General features: G+C 32.6%; 18 protein-coding genes. 11 read left to right on the top strand and 7 right to left on the bottom strand.

Annotation, left to right across the window (positions count from 1 at the left end):
• The first annotated feature begins 9 nt into the window (after window positions 1-9).
• From CLV91_RS04730 to CLV91_RS04740, 3 genes are read left to right on the top strand one after another with little or no spacing between them, the layout of a single operon-like run.
• Entirely contained in the window at window positions 10-603 is a 594-nt protein-coding gene (locus CLV91_RS04730; RefSeq protein ID WP_121064478.1) for a GNAT family N-acetyltransferase, read from the top strand.
• Between the two features lie 23 nt (window positions 604-626).
• The gene (locus CLV91_RS04735) at window positions 627-2,273 is read left to right on the top strand and encodes a sodium:solute symporter family transporter (RefSeq protein ID WP_121064480.1); all 1,647 of its coding nucleotides are present in this window, start codon (window positions 627-629) and stop codon (window positions 2,271-2,273) included.
• A gap of 5 nt (window positions 2,274-2,278) precedes the next feature.
• A complete protein-coding gene (locus CLV91_RS04740) occupies window positions 2,279-3,412 on the top strand; it encodes a glycerate kinase (protein WP_121065728.1) in 1,134 nt (377 codons plus the stop codon).
• Here CLV91_RS04740 and arfB read toward each other — a convergent pair.
• The 7 genes from arfB to CLV91_RS04775 form a co-directional block, all read right to left on the bottom strand.
• Window positions 3,404-3,844, bottom strand: coding sequence for an alternative ribosome rescue aminoacyl-tRNA hydrolase ArfB (gene arfB / locus CLV91_RS04745; RefSeq protein WP_317124768.1), 441 nt, complete (start codon window positions 3,842-3,844; stop codon window positions 3,404-3,406). The two genes, CLV91_RS04740 and arfB, sit on opposite strands and share 9 nt — an antisense overlap.
• Complete coding sequence (locus CLV91_RS04750) at window positions 3,816-4,787, bottom strand: ABC transporter ATP-binding protein (RefSeq protein WP_121064485.1); 972 nt, start codon at window positions 4,785-4,787, stop codon at window positions 3,816-3,818. Before CLV91_RS04750 ends, arfB begins: the two co-directional genes overlap by 29 nt.
• Window positions 4,788-6,869 (bottom strand): prolyl oligopeptidase family serine peptidase, encoded by a 2,082-nt coding sequence (locus CLV91_RS04755; protein ID WP_245987142.1) that lies wholly within the window; start codon window positions 6,867-6,869, stop codon window positions 4,788-4,790.
• Window positions 6,870-7,025: 156 nt separating this feature from the next.
• Window positions 7,026-8,015, bottom strand: coding sequence for an aspartate-semialdehyde dehydrogenase (locus CLV91_RS04760; RefSeq protein WP_121064489.1), 990 nt, complete (start codon window positions 8,013-8,015; stop codon window positions 7,026-7,028).
• Between the two features lie 189 nt (window positions 8,016-8,204).
• Window positions 8,205-8,606 carry a large conductance mechanosensitive channel protein MscL gene (gene mscL, locus CLV91_RS04765; RefSeq protein ID WP_121064491.1) on the bottom strand — a complete coding sequence of 134 codons (402 nt, stop codon included), beginning with the start codon at window positions 8,604-8,606 and terminating at the stop codon, window positions 8,205-8,207.
• A gap of 81 nt (window positions 8,607-8,687) precedes the next feature.
• Window positions 8,688-9,794 carry an alanine racemase gene (alr, locus tag CLV91_RS04770; protein ID WP_121064493.1) on the bottom strand — a complete coding sequence of 369 codons (1,107 nt, stop codon included), beginning with the start codon at window positions 9,792-9,794 and terminating at the stop codon, window positions 8,688-8,690.
• Window positions 9,787-10,431, bottom strand: a complete 645-nt coding sequence (locus tag CLV91_RS04775; RefSeq protein ID WP_121064495.1) for a thymidine kinase — start codon at window positions 10,429-10,431, stop codon at window positions 9,787-9,789. Before CLV91_RS04775 ends, alr begins: the two co-directional genes overlap by 8 nt.
• A gap of 102 nt (window positions 10,432-10,533) precedes the next feature.
• On the opposite strand from CLV91_RS04775, the gene CLV91_RS04780 reads away from it, so the two are divergent.
• The 8 genes from CLV91_RS04780 to recJ all read left to right on the top strand — a co-directional run bounded on the left by CLV91_RS04780 (window position 10,534) and on the right by recJ (window position 15,947).
• A complete protein-coding gene (locus CLV91_RS04780) occupies window positions 10,534-11,217 on the top strand; it encodes a hypothetical protein (RefSeq protein ID WP_121064497.1) in 684 nt (227 codons plus the stop codon).
• A 101-nt stretch (window positions 11,218-11,318) separates the two neighbouring features.
• The gene (locus CLV91_RS04785) at window positions 11,319-11,675 is read left to right on the top strand and encodes a DoxX family protein (RefSeq protein WP_121064499.1); all 357 of its coding nucleotides are present in this window, start codon (window positions 11,319-11,321) and stop codon (window positions 11,673-11,675) included.
• 9 nt (window positions 11,676-11,684) lie between these two features.
• On the top strand, window positions 11,685-12,356 hold the full coding sequence (gene rsmI, locus CLV91_RS04790; protein ID WP_121064500.1) for a 16S rRNA (cytidine(1402)-2'-O)-methyltransferase: 672 nt from the start codon (window positions 11,685-11,687) through the stop codon (window positions 12,354-12,356).
• Between the two features lie 13 nt (window positions 12,357-12,369).
• Window positions 12,370-12,711 (top strand): HopJ type III effector protein, encoded by a 342-nt coding sequence (locus CLV91_RS04795; RefSeq protein WP_121064502.1) that lies wholly within the window; start codon window positions 12,370-12,372, stop codon window positions 12,709-12,711.
• The gene (locus CLV91_RS04800; protein ID WP_121064504.1) at window positions 12,712-13,287 is read left to right on the top strand and encodes a uracil-DNA glycosylase family protein; all 576 of its coding nucleotides are present in this window, start codon (window positions 12,712-12,714) and stop codon (window positions 13,285-13,287) included. It begins immediately after the preceding gene.
• Between the two features lie 84 nt (window positions 13,288-13,371).
• Window positions 13,372-13,800 carry an OsmC family protein gene (locus CLV91_RS04805; protein WP_121064506.1) on the top strand — a complete coding sequence of 143 codons (429 nt, stop codon included), beginning with the start codon at window positions 13,372-13,374 and terminating at the stop codon, window positions 13,798-13,800.
• A gap of 69 nt (window positions 13,801-13,869) precedes the next feature.
• A complete protein-coding gene (locus CLV91_RS04810; RefSeq protein ID WP_121064508.1) occupies window positions 13,870-14,163 on the top strand; it encodes a GIY-YIG nuclease family protein in 294 nt (97 codons plus the stop codon).
• A gap of 95 nt (window positions 14,164-14,258) precedes the next feature.
• On the top strand, window positions 14,259-15,947 hold the full coding sequence (gene recJ, locus CLV91_RS04815; protein WP_121064510.1) for a single-stranded-DNA-specific exonuclease RecJ: 1,689 nt from the start codon (window positions 14,259-14,261) through the stop codon (window positions 15,945-15,947).
• Window positions 15,948-16,024 lie beyond the last annotated feature (77 nt).

Consider the following 16,024-nt stretch of genomic DNA (forward strand, 5'->3'; position numbering starts at 1 on the left):
TAAAATAGGATGGCATTTAACTTTTTAGAGAATTATATTCTAGAAAATGACAGAGTTAAATTAAGTCCTTTACATAGTTTTCATATAAATGAACTTGTCAGTATTTCTGAAGAATCAGATTTATGGACGCATTTTATTGAAAAGGGCAATGGAAGAGAGAATTTAGAAGCCTATATTAATGAATCAATTAATAATCGAAAATTAAAAAAAGAATATCCTTTTATAGTTTTTGATAAAAAAAATGAAAAATACGCAGGAACTACTCGTTTTTATGAGTATTCACAAGAATTAAAAAATATTAAATTAGGGCATACATGGTATGGCAAAGAATTTAGAGGTACAGGCTTAAACAAACATTGCAAGTATTTATTATTTCAATTTGTTTTTGATATTCTAGAGCTGGAAAGAATAGGTTTTGGAGCAAGTAGCGAAAATGAAATTAGTATTGCTGCATTGCAAAGTGTAGGCTGTAAAAAGGAAGGTATATTACGAAGTTTTTTACCATCCTCCATAAGTTCAAAGAGGGTAAATATAGTATTACTAAGTATTCTTAAAGAAGAATGGATTAAAAAAGAAAGAGATATTTTAAAGTATAAATTGTAACCCATCAATAAAAACAAACCAAAATGAATTATCTAGATTATATCATAATTGTAGCTTATCTAATAGGTTTTTTAGGAATGGGTTACTTTTTTAAAGAAAATAAAGATTCTAAAGATTACTTTTTAGGAGGAAAAAGTCTTGGTTGGTTCCCTTTAAGCTTATCTACAATGGCAACACAATTATCGGCCATTAGTTTTATTTCTGCACCTGCCTTTGTTGGCTTAAAATTAGGTGGCGGAATGAAATGGTTAACGTTTGAATTTGCAGTACCGTTAGCCATGATTTTTATTATGGTAATTATTGTTCCCCCACTTTTTAGATCAGGTGTGGTAAGTATTTATGAATTTGTAGAAAGGCGTTTTCACCCATCTACAAGGCTTATTTTGAGTGTGGTGTTTTTAATAAGTAGAGCTTTAGCAACAGGAGTAATGGTCTATACCGTTGCTATTATATTGCAAGCAGTTTTAGACATAGATTTTGTTTACACAGTTCTTATAATAAGTATAATTACTATAATTTATTCATGGCAGGGCGGTATGAAGGCTGTTGTTTGGGGAGATGCTATACAAATGATAATATTATTTGTTGGGTTAGTAGTTTGCCTATTTTATGGCTGGGATTTATTACAAGGGCAAGGAGGATTAGAAAATGGCTTCCCTACAGAAAGATTACAAGTAATAGATTTAAATTGGGGATTAGGAATGAACCAAGAATATGGTTTATGGCCCATGATTATAGGTGGTTTTTTTCTCTATGTTTCCTATTATGGTTGTGACCAAACACAAGCGCAAAGATTACTATCTGCAAAGGATGAGGGTACTATTCGTAAATTATTATTAGCAAACGGATTGTTACGCTTTCCTGTAGTGTTATTGTATTGTTCTATTGGCTTAATTATAGGGGGACTAGTAAGTATGTCCCCAGATTTTCTGGAAGATATAGCTCTTATGACCCAAAAATATTTTCCGGAGGAATTTGCTAAAAATGGAGTTAAGGCCGATTTAATGATGCCTATATTTATTATAAAATATTTGCCTCATGGATTAATAGGATTACTAATGGTTGGTATTTTATCTGCCGCAATGTCTTCTTTAAGTTCCACGGTAAATTCCTTATCTGCAGTTACAGTAGAGGACTTTTTCTCTAAAGGTAAGAAGGAACTGTCTTCTAAAAAATATATGTTAATCTCTAAACTATCTGTAATTTTTTGGGGAGTAGTTTGTATGTCTTGTTCCTTTCTTTTTGGAGGAAGTAAAAGTGCTGTAATAGAAATTATAAATGCTATAGGGTCGGTATTTTACGGACCAGTATTAGTAACTTTTTTATTAGCTATGTTTAGCAAAAAAGTTAATTATATAGGGATGAATACGGGTATAATATTAGCCGTTCTTATTAATCTTATTTTTTCTAAAACAATGCAAAACATATTCAATGTAGATCTAGGAATACATGTGTTTTGGATATGGTTAAACTTTACAGGAGTTATACTTACACTAGTATTTTCTTATGGCATTAGTTATTTAACTGGTTGGCAAAAAGAAAAAGGAGAATTAATGATAAGTGTATTACCTAAAAAAGAAGATTTCTTTATTAAAGAGGTTTATATTCTTATAGCATTTTTTGTGTTCATTTTGGTATTAAGTTATTTTATACCACAAATTTATAGTTAGTTATGATGAATTACTTATTAATTCCAGATAAATTTAAAGGTTCATTAACCGCAACAGAAGTTATTAATGCTGTTTCTAATGGGATAAAAAGAGCAGATACTTCTTCCAACATATTCAACATTATTGCTTCCGATGGTGGCGATGGTTTTTTAGATGCAATTTCTAATATTATTTGTACTACAAAAACCCAAGTAGAGACTATGGACCCAATGGGAAGAGAATTAACAGCTTCTTATTTGTTAAATAGTAAAAACGATACTGCATATATAGAACTAGCAAAAGCCTCTGGATTAGAGCTTTTAAAAGAAGAAGAACGCAACGTAATGCAAATGTCTACATATGGTACTGGGTTACAAATAAAAGATGCGGTTTCTAGAGGAGCAAAGACTATATATATGGGCTTAGGAGGTAGTGCAACAAATGATGCTGGTATTGGTATTGCAAGTGCTTTAGGCTATATTTTTAAGGATAAAAATGGGGAGGAAGTAAAACCAATAGGAGCCAATTTAGCTACAGTTTTTAAAATTGAAAAAAGCGAAACGTTTAAAAAGTATGAAGACGTTAAATTTTATGCTGTTAATGATGTAGACAACCCACTTTTTGGGATTAATGGTGCAGCTCATGTATATGGGGAACAAAAAGGTGCTAGTAAAGAAGAAATTATTTTTTTGGATGCAGGACTAATACATTTAAATAAAATTATACAGGAGGAACTTCAAAAAGATTTTGCTTTAGTTCCAGGAGCGGGAGCAGCTGGAGGCACCGCTTATGGATTAAAAACTTTTTTTGATGCGGAATATTTAAGCGGAGTAGATTTTCTTTTAGAATTAGCAGAGGTGCCTAAAATTATTGAAAGTCAAAAGATTAATTATATAGTTACTGGAGAAGGAAAGATTGATAGTCAAACCATACATGGAAAATTGGTAAATGGCGTAGTAAAAATGGCAAAAAAACACAAGATTCCTGTGGTTGCTATTTGTGGTAAGTTAGATGTAGATGCTAATGAACTACAAAAGCTAGGAGTACAAAAAGTAATGCAAACCTATAATCCATCTAAAGGGGTAAAATATAGCATGGAAAATGCATCTCAGTTAATAGAAGAGTTAATAGAAGATTACTTTTTAAAAGAACTAATCTAAATCTGGCTTTCTTCTATTTACTTTTTTTAAAGCAGCTCTTTTTTTAGATTTTAAACGTTTTTCTATAGCAGACTTTTTGGGCTTAGAAACTTTTCTTTTTTTAGGAATTAGTAATGAATTTTCTATTAATTTTAAAAAACGCTTAATTACTAAATCTTTGTTTTTATGCTGACTTCTGCTCTCATCGCATTGCAAAATAAGAACATTTTCCTTGTTTATTTTATTAGATAATTTTTCAAGAATACGTTCTTTTTCAAAAGTGGTAAGCGCATTGGTTTTATTAATTTCAAAACTTAATTCTACCTTAGAAGAAACCTTATTTACATGCTGGCCACCAGCACCACTACTTCTAATGCCTTTAAATTGTAATTCAGAAACTAGTAGCGCTTTATTCATTTCAATCCTAAGATAACCTTTGGTTAATAGTCTCAATAGAGATATTTAAATACACTTTTTTCCCTTTTTCTATGGCTGTAGTATGGTAAAAAAATATTTTTTGTTTTTCATAAACAGCTTCTATTAAATAGTTAACTCCTTGGTAGTAATTCTTTTTTACTTGTACTTTTAACCCAGATTTTTCGGATACTTTAAATTCATTAGCATATACAATTATTCTTCTTTTAGTATTTGCATATGTTTTTACAACATTTACAGGAATACGGTTGGCTTCTCCTAAAAGAGAAGCAACATATAAATTTGTTGGACGCTCGTATAATTTTTCAGGAGAATCTTGCGCTATTATTTTTCTGTTTTTAATTACAATTACTTGATCTGCATATGGTAAAACATCACTAGGGTCATGAGTTGCAGTTAATACAGTTACTTTTTCTTTCTTTAAATATTTAAAAATATTTCTTCTAAGACTATTCTTCCTATAATTATCAATATGGCTAAAAGGTTCATCTAATAATAAAAGTTCTGGTTGTTGTGCCAAAACTCTTGCTAGAGCTACCCTTTGTTGTTGTCCGCCACTTAAATACTTTACCCTTGTGTGCGCAAAAGAAGTCATTTCAATAGTTTCTAAAAGCTCTTGGGTGCGTTTTTTAAGCTCTTCTGGCTCAAATACGGATAAATACTGACTCACATTTTCAAAAACGGTTGTATGTGGCATTAAGTCATAATCTTGCGCTAAAAACTTAATGTATTTTTCTCCTGGAATTAATTTAAAAGCAGGCCCTAAAATTTGATTTTCTTTCCAAAAAATGGTGCCATTATTTAAATCATAAATACCATAAATAAGCTTTAATAAGGTGCTTTTACCACAACCACTCTCCCCAATAAGAGATACATGTTCTCCTTTTTTTATGTGGAAAGAAATTTTTTCTAAAATAGCTGTTTCGTCGTATGAAAAGTCTAGGTTATTTATTCGTAACATTTATTTTTTATTTGGCAGCTCTGTATAGCCCATATTAAATAAAGTGAATGCAAAAATATCGGCATATTGCTCAATAATTTTACTTACAGGTGTACCGGCACCATGGCCAGCATTAGTTTCTATTCTAATTAGTGTAGGATTAAGTCCCGTTTGTTTCGCTTGTAATTCTGCAGCAAACTTAAAACTATGCGCAGGAACTACTCGATCATCATGATCACCAGTAGTTACCATAGTTGCAGGATAAGAAACACCTTTTTTTACATTATGAACTGGGGAATAGCCTTTTAAATAGGTAAACATTTCTTTAGAATCGTTTGCGGTACCATAATCGTAAGCCCAGCCTGCACCAGCTGTAAAAGTATGGTAACGTAGCATATCTAAAACACCAACAGCAGGGAGTGCTACCTTAGCTATATCTGGACGTTGTGTCATAGTAGCTCCTACTAAAAGACCTCCATTACTACCACCACGAAGCGCTAAAAAGTTAGAAGAAGTATACTTGTTTTCTATTAAATATTCTGCAGCAGCAATAAAATCATCAAACACATTTTGCTTTTGCATTTTGGTGCCAGCGTCATGCCATTTTTTACCATATTCACCACCACCACGAAGATTAGGCACAGCATAAACACCTCCTTGTTCCATCCAAACAGCATTGGTAATGCTAAAAGAAGGGGTTAAGCTAATATTAAATCCGCCATAGCCATATAAAATAGTTGGGTTTTTACCGTTTAATTCAATTCCTTTTTTATGCGTAATTAACATTGGTATTTTGGTGCCATCTTTAGACGTATAAAATACCTGATTAGACTCGAATTCATCCGAATTAAAATCAATTTCTGGAGCCCAATACAAATTGTAATCCCCGCTTTCTACATTGTATTTGTAATACGAACCTGGTGTTTTGTAATTAGAAAAAGAAAAGTAAAAATCTTTATCTTCTTTTTTTCCTCCAAAACCACCGGCACTACCTATTCCAGGAAGTTTTACTTCTCTTATAAGCTTACCATTATAATTATATTGATATACTTTAGAAATAGCATCTACCATATATTCTGCAAAGAAGTAACCTCCGCCAGTATTAGGGCTTAAAACATTTTCGGTTTCTGGAATAAAATCTACCCAATTATCTGGTGTAGGGTTGGCAGCATCTACAGTAACTATTTTTTTATTTGGAGCGTTTAAATTGGTAACAATGTAGAGTTTAGAATTTACATTTTCTATGACAGAACTATCTGTATCTGTATGATCTAGAATAGTAACAAGAGGTGCGTTAGGAATGCTTAAATCTTTAATAAACAACTTGTTTCCAGATGTTGAGGTAGATGCAGAGATTAACAAGTATTTATTATCTTCTGTTACATTAGCGCCAACGTATCTATGTTTTTCGGACTCTACGCCTCCATATATTAGTTCGTCAGAACTTTGTGGTCTATTAAGTTTATGGTAATATACTTTGTGTTGGTCTGTTTTTGCAGAAAGTTCACTGCCTTCTGGTTTGTCATAACTAGAATAATAAAAACCGTCATTACCTTTCCAAGAAATACCACTAAATTTTATGTCTACTAGGGTGTCTCCAACTATTTCTTTGGTTTTAGTATCTAATACAATAGCTTTTCTCCAATCACTACCGCCTTCAGAAATAAGGTAGGCTGCAAGAGAGCCATCTTTAGTAAATTTTATTGCAGATAAAGATGTAGTTCCGTCTTTAGAAAATGTATTTGGATTTAAAAACACTTCTTCCTCACCTTTCAAGTTTTTTCTGTAAAGCACATATTGGTTTTGCAAACCATCATTTTTATAATAATAGGTGTGATTTCCTTTTTTAAATGGGGAAGTTAGTTTTTCATAATTCCACAGTTTTTCTAGTCTGTTTTTTATGTGCGATTTAAACGGAATTTTGTCAAGGTAACTAAAAGTGACTTTGTTTTGTTTTTTTACCCAATCTTCTGTTTCGGCACTTCTATCATCTTCTAACCAACGATAAGGGTCTTTTACGGTAGTTCCAAAAAAGGTGTCTTCAATGTTAGCTTTTTTTGTGATAGGATATGTAATAGAAGGAGCTTCTTTCTCTTGCGCCATACAAAGGGTGTTTACTAGTAATAATAAGGTAAAAAACGTAGAGGCTTTCATTTTTTTAAATTAATCAGCCCTAAATTAATACAAAAAAACCTTTGACACTATAAGGGTCAAAGGTTTTTATAGGAGGATTAAAATATTTGTGTTTACAATAAATGTTTACACCAATTTTTTGTCTACTAAATACTCTGCAATTTGCACTGCATTGGTAGCAGCACCTTTTCTAAGGTTATCTGCAACAATCCACATATTTATACTATTAGGTTGGGTTTCATCTCTACGAATTCTTCCAACAAAAACATCATCCTTATCGTGTGCATAAATTGGCATTGGATACGTATTTGTATCAGGATTATCTTGTACGGTAACACCAGGTGTGTCATTTAATATGCTACGAACCTCGTTTAGTTCATAATCATTTTCGAACTCTATATTTACAGACTCTGAGTGGCCACCAGCAGTTGGTATACGAACGGCAGTAGCACTAATAGAAAAAGTCCTATCGTTTAAGATTTTTTGAGGTTCTCTAGCTAATTTCATTTCCTCTTTAGTGTATCCATTTTCTAAGAACACATCACAATGAGGTAGAGCATTTCTTCCAATAGGATAAGGATAAGCCATTTCTCCTTCTACACCAGCAATCTCATTTTCTAATTGTTGTACAGCTTTAACACCTGTACCAGAAACAGATTGGTATGTAGAAACTACCACACGTTTCATTTTATATTTATTGTGTAATGGAGACAATGCCATTACTAATTGTATTGTAGAACAATTAGGATTAGCAATAATTTTATCTTCTGCCGTTAGTTCACTTGCATTAATTTCTGGAACTACTAGTTTTTTAGTAGGATCCATACGCCATGCAGATGAATTATCTACAACAGTTGTACCTGCTTCTGCAAATTTTGGAGCCCATTCTAATGAAGTGTCTCCACCAGCAGAGAAAATAGCAATATCTGGTTTAGCTGCTACAGCATCTGCTAATCCAATAATTGTATAATCTACACCTTTATACGCTAATTTTTTACCTACAGAACGCTCTGAGGCAACTAATAATAACTCTGTAATAGGAAAATTACGCTCTGCTAATACTTTTAGCATTACCTCTCCTACCATACCTGTAGCTCCAACAACTGCTATTTTCACTTGAAATATATTTTAAATTAAGATGCAAATTTAAGTATAACTTAGGGTTGTACAAGTATTAAAGTAAAGAATAATTAAAATATAACAAAATGTTTTATTTGTAACAATTGATATTTAAACTAAAAAAAGCCTCCACGATTAAGTAGAGGCTTTAATTTTCTATTGAACTTTAAAAAGTAAGTAGTTGAATTACTTTTTTAAAGAATCACGAATCTCAGTAAGCAATTCTTCTGCAGTAGGTCCTGCTGGAGCTGCTTCTGGTTCAGGAGCTTTTGTTTTGTTGTAAGCTTTTACAATTAAGAACATAATAAAACCAACAATAATTAAATTAATGATTGTGTTTATCCATGACCCCCACATGATCGCATTTTCAGGAGAAGTTACAACCCCTGCAGCATCAACTACAGCTTCATCTAAAACAATTTTTTTGTCAGCAAAATCTACTCCACCAGCGAAATGACCAACAAATGGCATAACAATGTTGTTTACAAAACCATTAATTACAGCACCTAAAGCGGTTGCCATGATAACTGCTACTGCAAAATCAATCACGTTTCCGGTCATGATGAAATTCTTAAATTCTTTTAACATAATATTTAGTGTTTAATTGGTTACATATATTAAGACGCAATTTAATAAAAAAAGTCACATTTAAAATTTAGAAACTGTAAATTAAATTATTAATGCTCTTTTAACTCGGGAAGAAATTCCTGTTAAAAGCTCGTAGGATATGGTATTCGCAGTTGTAGCAAAATCTTCTGCAGATTGTTCTTGACCAAAAATAATTACTTCGTCCCCTTCTTTACAATCAATATTTGTTACATCAATCATAATCATATCCATACAAACATTACCAACAATAAGTGCTTTTTTGCCGTTAACTTCTACAAAAGTTTTTCCTTGTCCGTATTGCCTACCAATACCATCTGCATGACCAATTGGTAATGTTGCTGTAACTATAGTTTTTTCTGCAATAAAAGCTCTGTTATAACCTATACTTTTTCCAGGTTCTAAAATATGTTTTTGAGAAATTATTGTCTTTAAGGTAGCTACAGGCTTTAATTTTTTATCAAATTCGGGGTTATTTCCGTATCCGTATAGTCCTATACCACTCCGAACCATAGAGAAATGAGCTTCAGGATAATTTAATATTCCCGAAGTATTTGCCATGTGTGTTGTGATGGAATATGGAAGTAATTTTTCAATTTCTTCTTTAATTTTTAGAAATTCATTTATTTGGTCTTGCGTAAACTTTTTTTCATTTAAATCTTCAGATGCAGCTAAATGAGAAAATATACTTTGAACATGTAACGTATTATCATTTAATATGGTAGTAATAATTTTAGGAATAGCTTCTTTAGTAAAACCTAACCTATTTAGCCCAGTATTAAACTTTATATGAACAGGATAATTGCTTTTATTTTCTTGTTTTGCTACCTCTAAAAATTCCTCAAGAATTTTTTTGGAATACAAATTAGGCTCTAGGTTATATTCTAGAATAATTTTAAAATTTACTGCTTGCGGGTGCAAAACTAAAATAGGAGTCTTAATTCCCGCATTTCTTAATTCTACTCCTTCTTTTGTATAGGCAACTGCAAAATAGTCTACCCCTAAGTTTTCTAGTTTTTTAGCAATCTTACAGGCATCACTACCGTAAGCAAAAGCTTTAGTAACTGCTAAGAACTTGGTATCAGGCTTTATTTTAGATAAAATAAAATTATAATTATGCTCTAGAGCAGACAAACTAATCTCTAAAACTGTTTCTTGAGTTTTAGTCATTAGCACTTTTTTTAGGCGGTACTATTTCTTGAGACTTTACTGAAAATTCTTTTACCTTTTCTTTTAATTGCGCTTTATAAAAGGCGCCTCTACTTAACGGCTCATAAGCTTCTACTTCTCCTAGAAGCACAAGGTCATCATTATTAGTTTTTCTAAAACTATAATTTGCTAAGTTTCCAGATCGTGTACAAATTGCGTGAACTTTAGTTACATATTCTGCAGTGGCCATTAGGTTGGGCATTGGTCCAAAAGGATTTCCCTTAAAATCCATATCTAAACCAGCAACTATAACACGAATACCTTTGTTTGCAAGGTCATTACAAACTTGTACAATTTCATCATCAAAAAACTGAGCTTCATCAATGCCTATAACATCACAATCTTCTGCGAGCTTTCTAATTTTGGCTGCAGATTTTACAGGTGTAGAATGTATTTCATTAGAATCATGAGATACCACTTTACTTTTATCGTAACGTGTATCTACCATTGGTTTAAAAATCTCAACATTTAGTTTAGCAAATTGAGCACGTTTTAACCTTCTAATTAATTCTTCTGTTTTACCAGAGAACATAGATCCAGCAATAACCTCTATCCAGCCAAATTGTTCTTTATGATTAACGGTGTTTTCGAGAAACATTTTGTAATTTTAGACGAAAATAAGGTGTTTTTTCGTTCTTATTTAACGATGATATAAATTTAAGAAAAAATACACCTTTTCTGAAAGGATAAAAATAGCGTCATGAAAAAGAAAATAAAAGCAGAGTTAGTAAAGCTCGCAACACAAATTATTACTGCAGAAGACCTTACAGAAATTACGGGACTTTATGATGCTAGTAAAGAAATGTATGAGAAGTTGGCGGTTTTAAAATACATAAATGACAATTTAAATGACGTTGAAGTAAATGTTGCTAAAAGCCCTATAGCTGCTAAGTTTGAAAAAATGGCGAATGCGGTTTTAAATGAAAATAAATTAGTTCCAGAAAGCAATCCGCATGAAGAAGATATTATGATTCCAGGTATGGATACCATAAAAGACATGGTTTTAGAAATGCCAGAGGATAAAAAGGTAGATGCCGTTTTATCTGAATTTCTTGAAAAACCAAATTATGCAAAGAATGATAAAGAGCTTTTTATGCCCAAGGCAAATGAAATTCAAACAAAGGATTCAAAATCTGTAAATGATAGAGTAAGTTCAAAAGAAATTAAGGTAGATCTAAATAATAGACTTGCGTTTGTAAAGCACCTTTTTAATGATAGCACAGAAGATTACAACCGAGTATTATCACAGTTAAATACCATAGATTCTGAAGAACGCTCCGTATCATTCATTGTAAATATGGTTAAACCAGATTATAACAATTGGGAAGGAAAAGAAGATTTAGAGGAGCGTTTTATGCAACTCATTGAGCGTAAGTTTGCGTAATATATTAAAGAAATTAAATTACAATGCCTTGCTTTTGCGGGGCATTGTTGTTTTAAGGCAATTTGTACGACTAAATTTGAAATCAACTAAAATTAAAAGACATGAAAACACAAAAAATTATTTATTGGATAGCAACAGGCTTATTAACGGTATTAATGTTATTCTCGGCTTCTATGTATTTTTTTAAACATGAAATGATAAAAGAAGCGTTTACCTCTTTTGGGTATCCTACCTATATAATTTATCCATTAGCTGTGGCAAAATTATTAGGATTAGGAGTAATAGCATCTAATAAAGGAGGGGCATTAAAAGAATGGGCATATGCAGGTTTTTTCTTTGATTTTGTCCTAGCTTTTTTTGCGCATTATATGATAAGTGATGGCCAGCAAAGCCTTGCAGTAGTAGGATTAGTAGTTTTATTGGCTTCCTATTTTCTTGGAAAGAAAGTAAGGCCGTAAATTTGCAGTATGGGAAAACTTTATTTAGTGCCAACACCAATAGGTAATTTAGAAGATATTACATTACGTGCTATACGTGTACTAAAAGAGGCAGACCTTATTCTAGCGGAGGACACTAGAACCAGTGGTAAACTTTTAAAACATTTAGAAATTGGCACCCCAATGCAAAGCCATCATATGCATAATGAGCATAAAATGGTAGATACTTTGGTAAATAAAATTCAAGCAGGAACCACCATAGCATTAATTTGCGATGCTGGTACTCCAGCAATATCGGATCCCGGATTTTTACTTACTAGAGCCTGTGTTGCAGAGAATATAGAGGTAGACTGTTTGCCAGGAGCAACGGCTTTTGTACCTGCATTAGTAAATAGTGGCTTACCAAATGATAAGTTTGTTTTTGAAGGATTTTTACCCGTAAAAAAAGGAAGACAAACACGTTTAAAACTACTTGCAGAAGAAACCAGAACCATTATTTTTTATGAATCGCCACATAAGTTAGTAAAAACATTAGGACAGTTTGTAGAATATTTTGATGCAGAAAGACCAGTTTCTGTTTCTAGAGAACTTACCAAAATGTATGAAGAAACCATAAGAGGAACCGCAGAAGAGGTTTTAGCGCATTTTACAGAAAAGCCACCAAAAGGAGAAATAGTAATAGTAGTAGGAGGAAAAAAATAAGAGATATTTAAGTATGAAAATAGAAGATTTTAAAAACAAATTAAGCACAGAAGGTAAAGTAGAATTTACCGATACTATGGCAGTTATTGAAGCAAATTATGAGTTTACACCAACTACTTTTACCAATGGAAAATTAAAAAATAACGTTGGAGAAAATTCTGGTTCTTGTAAATTGTTTGCTTTTGCTAGGGTAGAGAATTTATCCAAGGAAGAAACTTTAGCTTGCTTTGGAAAATATTATACAGAAGAAGTGTTACAAGATTTAGAAGGAACAGGACATCAGAATATTAGAAATTTTATGGTAACTGGTTTCGATGGTATTTCTTTTGATGGAGAAGCATTAAAAACCAAATAAGTGGAAAAGCTCCTTTCCGATATCCGAGCGTGTACTATTTGTAAGGAGCATTTAGCCTTAGGCCCAAGACCTGTAGTTGTTGCACATGCCGAAGCAAAAATTGCAATTATAGGACAAGCGCCTGGCACTAAAGTACATGCCTCTGGAATTCCTTGGGACGACCCTAGTGGAAGACAGCTACGAAAATGGTTAGGAGTAACGGACGAAGTTTTTTATGATGAAAAACAAATAGCCATTATACCCATGGGGTTTTGTTATCCTGGCAAAGGAAAAACAGGAGATTTACCACCAAGACCAGAATGTGCACCCTTATGGCACCAACAATTATTTGATAAACTTCCTAATTTAGAACTGGTTTTATTGATAGGTATTTATGCCCAAAAATATTACCTAGGAAAAACAGCAGAAAAGAACCTTACAGAAACAGTACGAGTGTTCGAGAACTACTTGCCAAAGTACATGCCTTTACCGCACCCTTCTCCTAGAAACAGATTTTGGCTAACTAAGAATCCTTGGTTTAATACGGATGTGTTGCCGGTGTTAAAAAGTAGGGTATTTGAAACTTTGGAGATATAATTTTAGTATTTAATACCGACTAATTATGAAGTACAATTATCAACATAGAAACCGTATTTTTGAATAACACAGAAAACTAAAACAATGAGTACAACAAATAAAGTAACTACAAAATGGTTGGGTAATATGGCTTTTGAAAGCAATAACCCATCAGGACACAACCTAAAAATAGACATTGCTAAAGAAGACGGCGGAGATGGTAGTGGCTATAGACCCAAAGCCTTAATGCTTAGTTCTCTTGCAGGTTGTTCTGGCTTAGATGTAGCAGCATTGATAAAAAAAATGAAGCTAGAGGTAGATGAGTTTACTATAGATACTATTGCTAATTTAACAGACGAGCATCCAAAACATTACGACGCGGTTACGGTAGAATATCATTTTACTGGACCAAATTTGCACGAGAAAAAATTACAACGAGCAGTAGACCTTTCTGTAGAAAAGTATTGTGGTGTAATGGAGATGTTTCGTCAGTTTGCTACCATGGAAATTAAAACGGTTTTTCATCATTCGTAATAAGTTCGTCACTTCGAGTGATTTCGACGACAGGAGAAATTGTATCGAGAAGCTTATATGTTACTATGTATGAAACAATCCTATGTTTATATATTAAAATGTTCCGATAATACTTTTTATACAGGGGTTACTTCTAATTTAGAAAGAAGATTTTCAGAACATCAAATAGGAAGGCATAAAGAAAGTTATACATTTTCTAGAAGACCCTTAGCATTGGTTTATTATTGTGAATTTACAGATATCCAAATAGCAATAGAGAAAGAGAAGCAAATTAAGAAATGGTCACGAGCTAAGAAAATAGCCTTAATTAATGGCGATTATGATACATTACCAAATTTGGCAAAAAAGAAATTTAGAGAATAGGTTCTCGATACAATATTTCGCTTAGGGCGAAATATCACTCGAACTGACGAAAACTGTTACAAACCCAAAAAAGAGAAAAATTTTCAATAAATACCATGCGCTGGACCATAAAACCAAAACCACAGGAAGAAGAAATTACTTCATTAGCAAAAGCTTTAAATGTGGAAAGTATTGTATCGCAATTACTCTTACAAAGGGGGATTTCTACTTACGAAGAGGCTAAAACTTTTTTTAGACCCCAATTATCCGATTTGCACGACCCTTTTTTAATGAAAGACATGGATATTGCGGTAGAGCGTATAGAAAAGGCTATTGCTAATAATGAAAACATACTAGTATTTGGCGATTATGATGTAGATGGTACCACTTCTGTCGCATTAGTTTCCTCTTACCTTTTAAGCTATTACCCTAATGTTGCTACCTATATTCCAGATAGATATGCCGAGGGGTATGGAGTTTCTTATATGGGAATAGACTTTGCAGAAGACAATGATTTTAGCCTAATTATTACATTAGATTGTGGTGTAAAAGCTATAGATAAAGTTGCCTATGCTAAAGATAAAGGAATAGATTTTATTATCTGTGACCACCATAGACCCGGTAAAGAATTACCAAAAGCAGTTGCGGTTTTAGATGCTAAAAGAGACGATTGTAATTATCCCTATGACGAATTGTGTGGTTGTGGAGTAGGTTTTAAACTGATACAAGCTTTGGCTGTAAATAATAACCAAAGCCTAGAAGATTTAATACCGTATTTAGATTTGGTTGCCACAGCTATAGGAGCCGATATTGTTCCTATAACAGGAGAGAATAGAGTTTTAGCTTATTATGGTCTTCAGGTTATTAATAGTAAACCAAGAACAGGGTTCCAAGCTATTATTGCACAAACCAAAAAACAAAAACTTACCATTACCGATGTAGTTTTTACCATTGCACCACGAATTAATGCTGCAGGTAGAATGAAGCATGGTCAGCATGCGGTAAATCTACTAACAGAAACAAATGTTGAGCAGGCAGAGAAGTTTGCCGGTGAAATAGAAAAGTATAATCTAGACCGTAAAAATTTAGATAAAGAAATTACCAAAGAAGCTCTTCAACAGATTATTGATAATGGAGAAGAAGAGAAATTTACTTCGGTAGTGTATAAAGATTCTTGGCATAAAGGGGTAATAGGTATTGTAGCATCTAGATTAACAGAATCGTATTATAGACCTACTTTAGTTTTTACAAAGAGCGGTGAAAAGTTAGCAGCTTCAGCGCGTTCCGTAAAAGGGTTTGATGTATATAATGCATTAGATGCAAGCTCGGAATTTATTGAGCAATTTGGAGGACATAAATATGCTGCGGGATTAACACTTTTAGAATCACAATATGAGGCCTTTAAAGCAAAGTTTGAAGAAGTGGTCTCTGAAACCATAGATCCAAACTTGCTTACTCCAGAAATCAGTGTAGATTCTATTATAGATTTTAAAGATATTACTCCAAAATTCCATAGAATACTTTCTCAATTCGAGCCTTTTGGCCCTGGGAATATGACACCAATTTTTATGTCCGAAAATATAAAAGATTCTGGCTATGCAAAAGGAGTTGGCGCAGATGAAAGTCATTTAAAATGTTCTGTTTTTCAAGTAGGGAATACCCAAAAAATTAACGGAATTGGTTTTAATTTAGGGGATAAACTCCCTGTTGTAAAAGAAGGTTCTTTTAGCGTTGCTTTTTCTATTGATGAAAATGAATGGCAAGGTAATATTTCTTTGCAACTGAAAATCAGGGATATAAAATAAGTGCTATTATCAATTTTGATATATTGATAACTATTGAGTATTAAAATCGGAAGTTAAATAATACCTTAACTTTGAAA

The sequence above is a fragment of the Maribacter vaceletii genome, assembly GCF_003634105.1.
Lineage (GTDB): Bacteria > Bacteroidota > Bacteroidia > Flavobacteriales > Flavobacteriaceae > Maribacter_B > Maribacter_B vaceletii.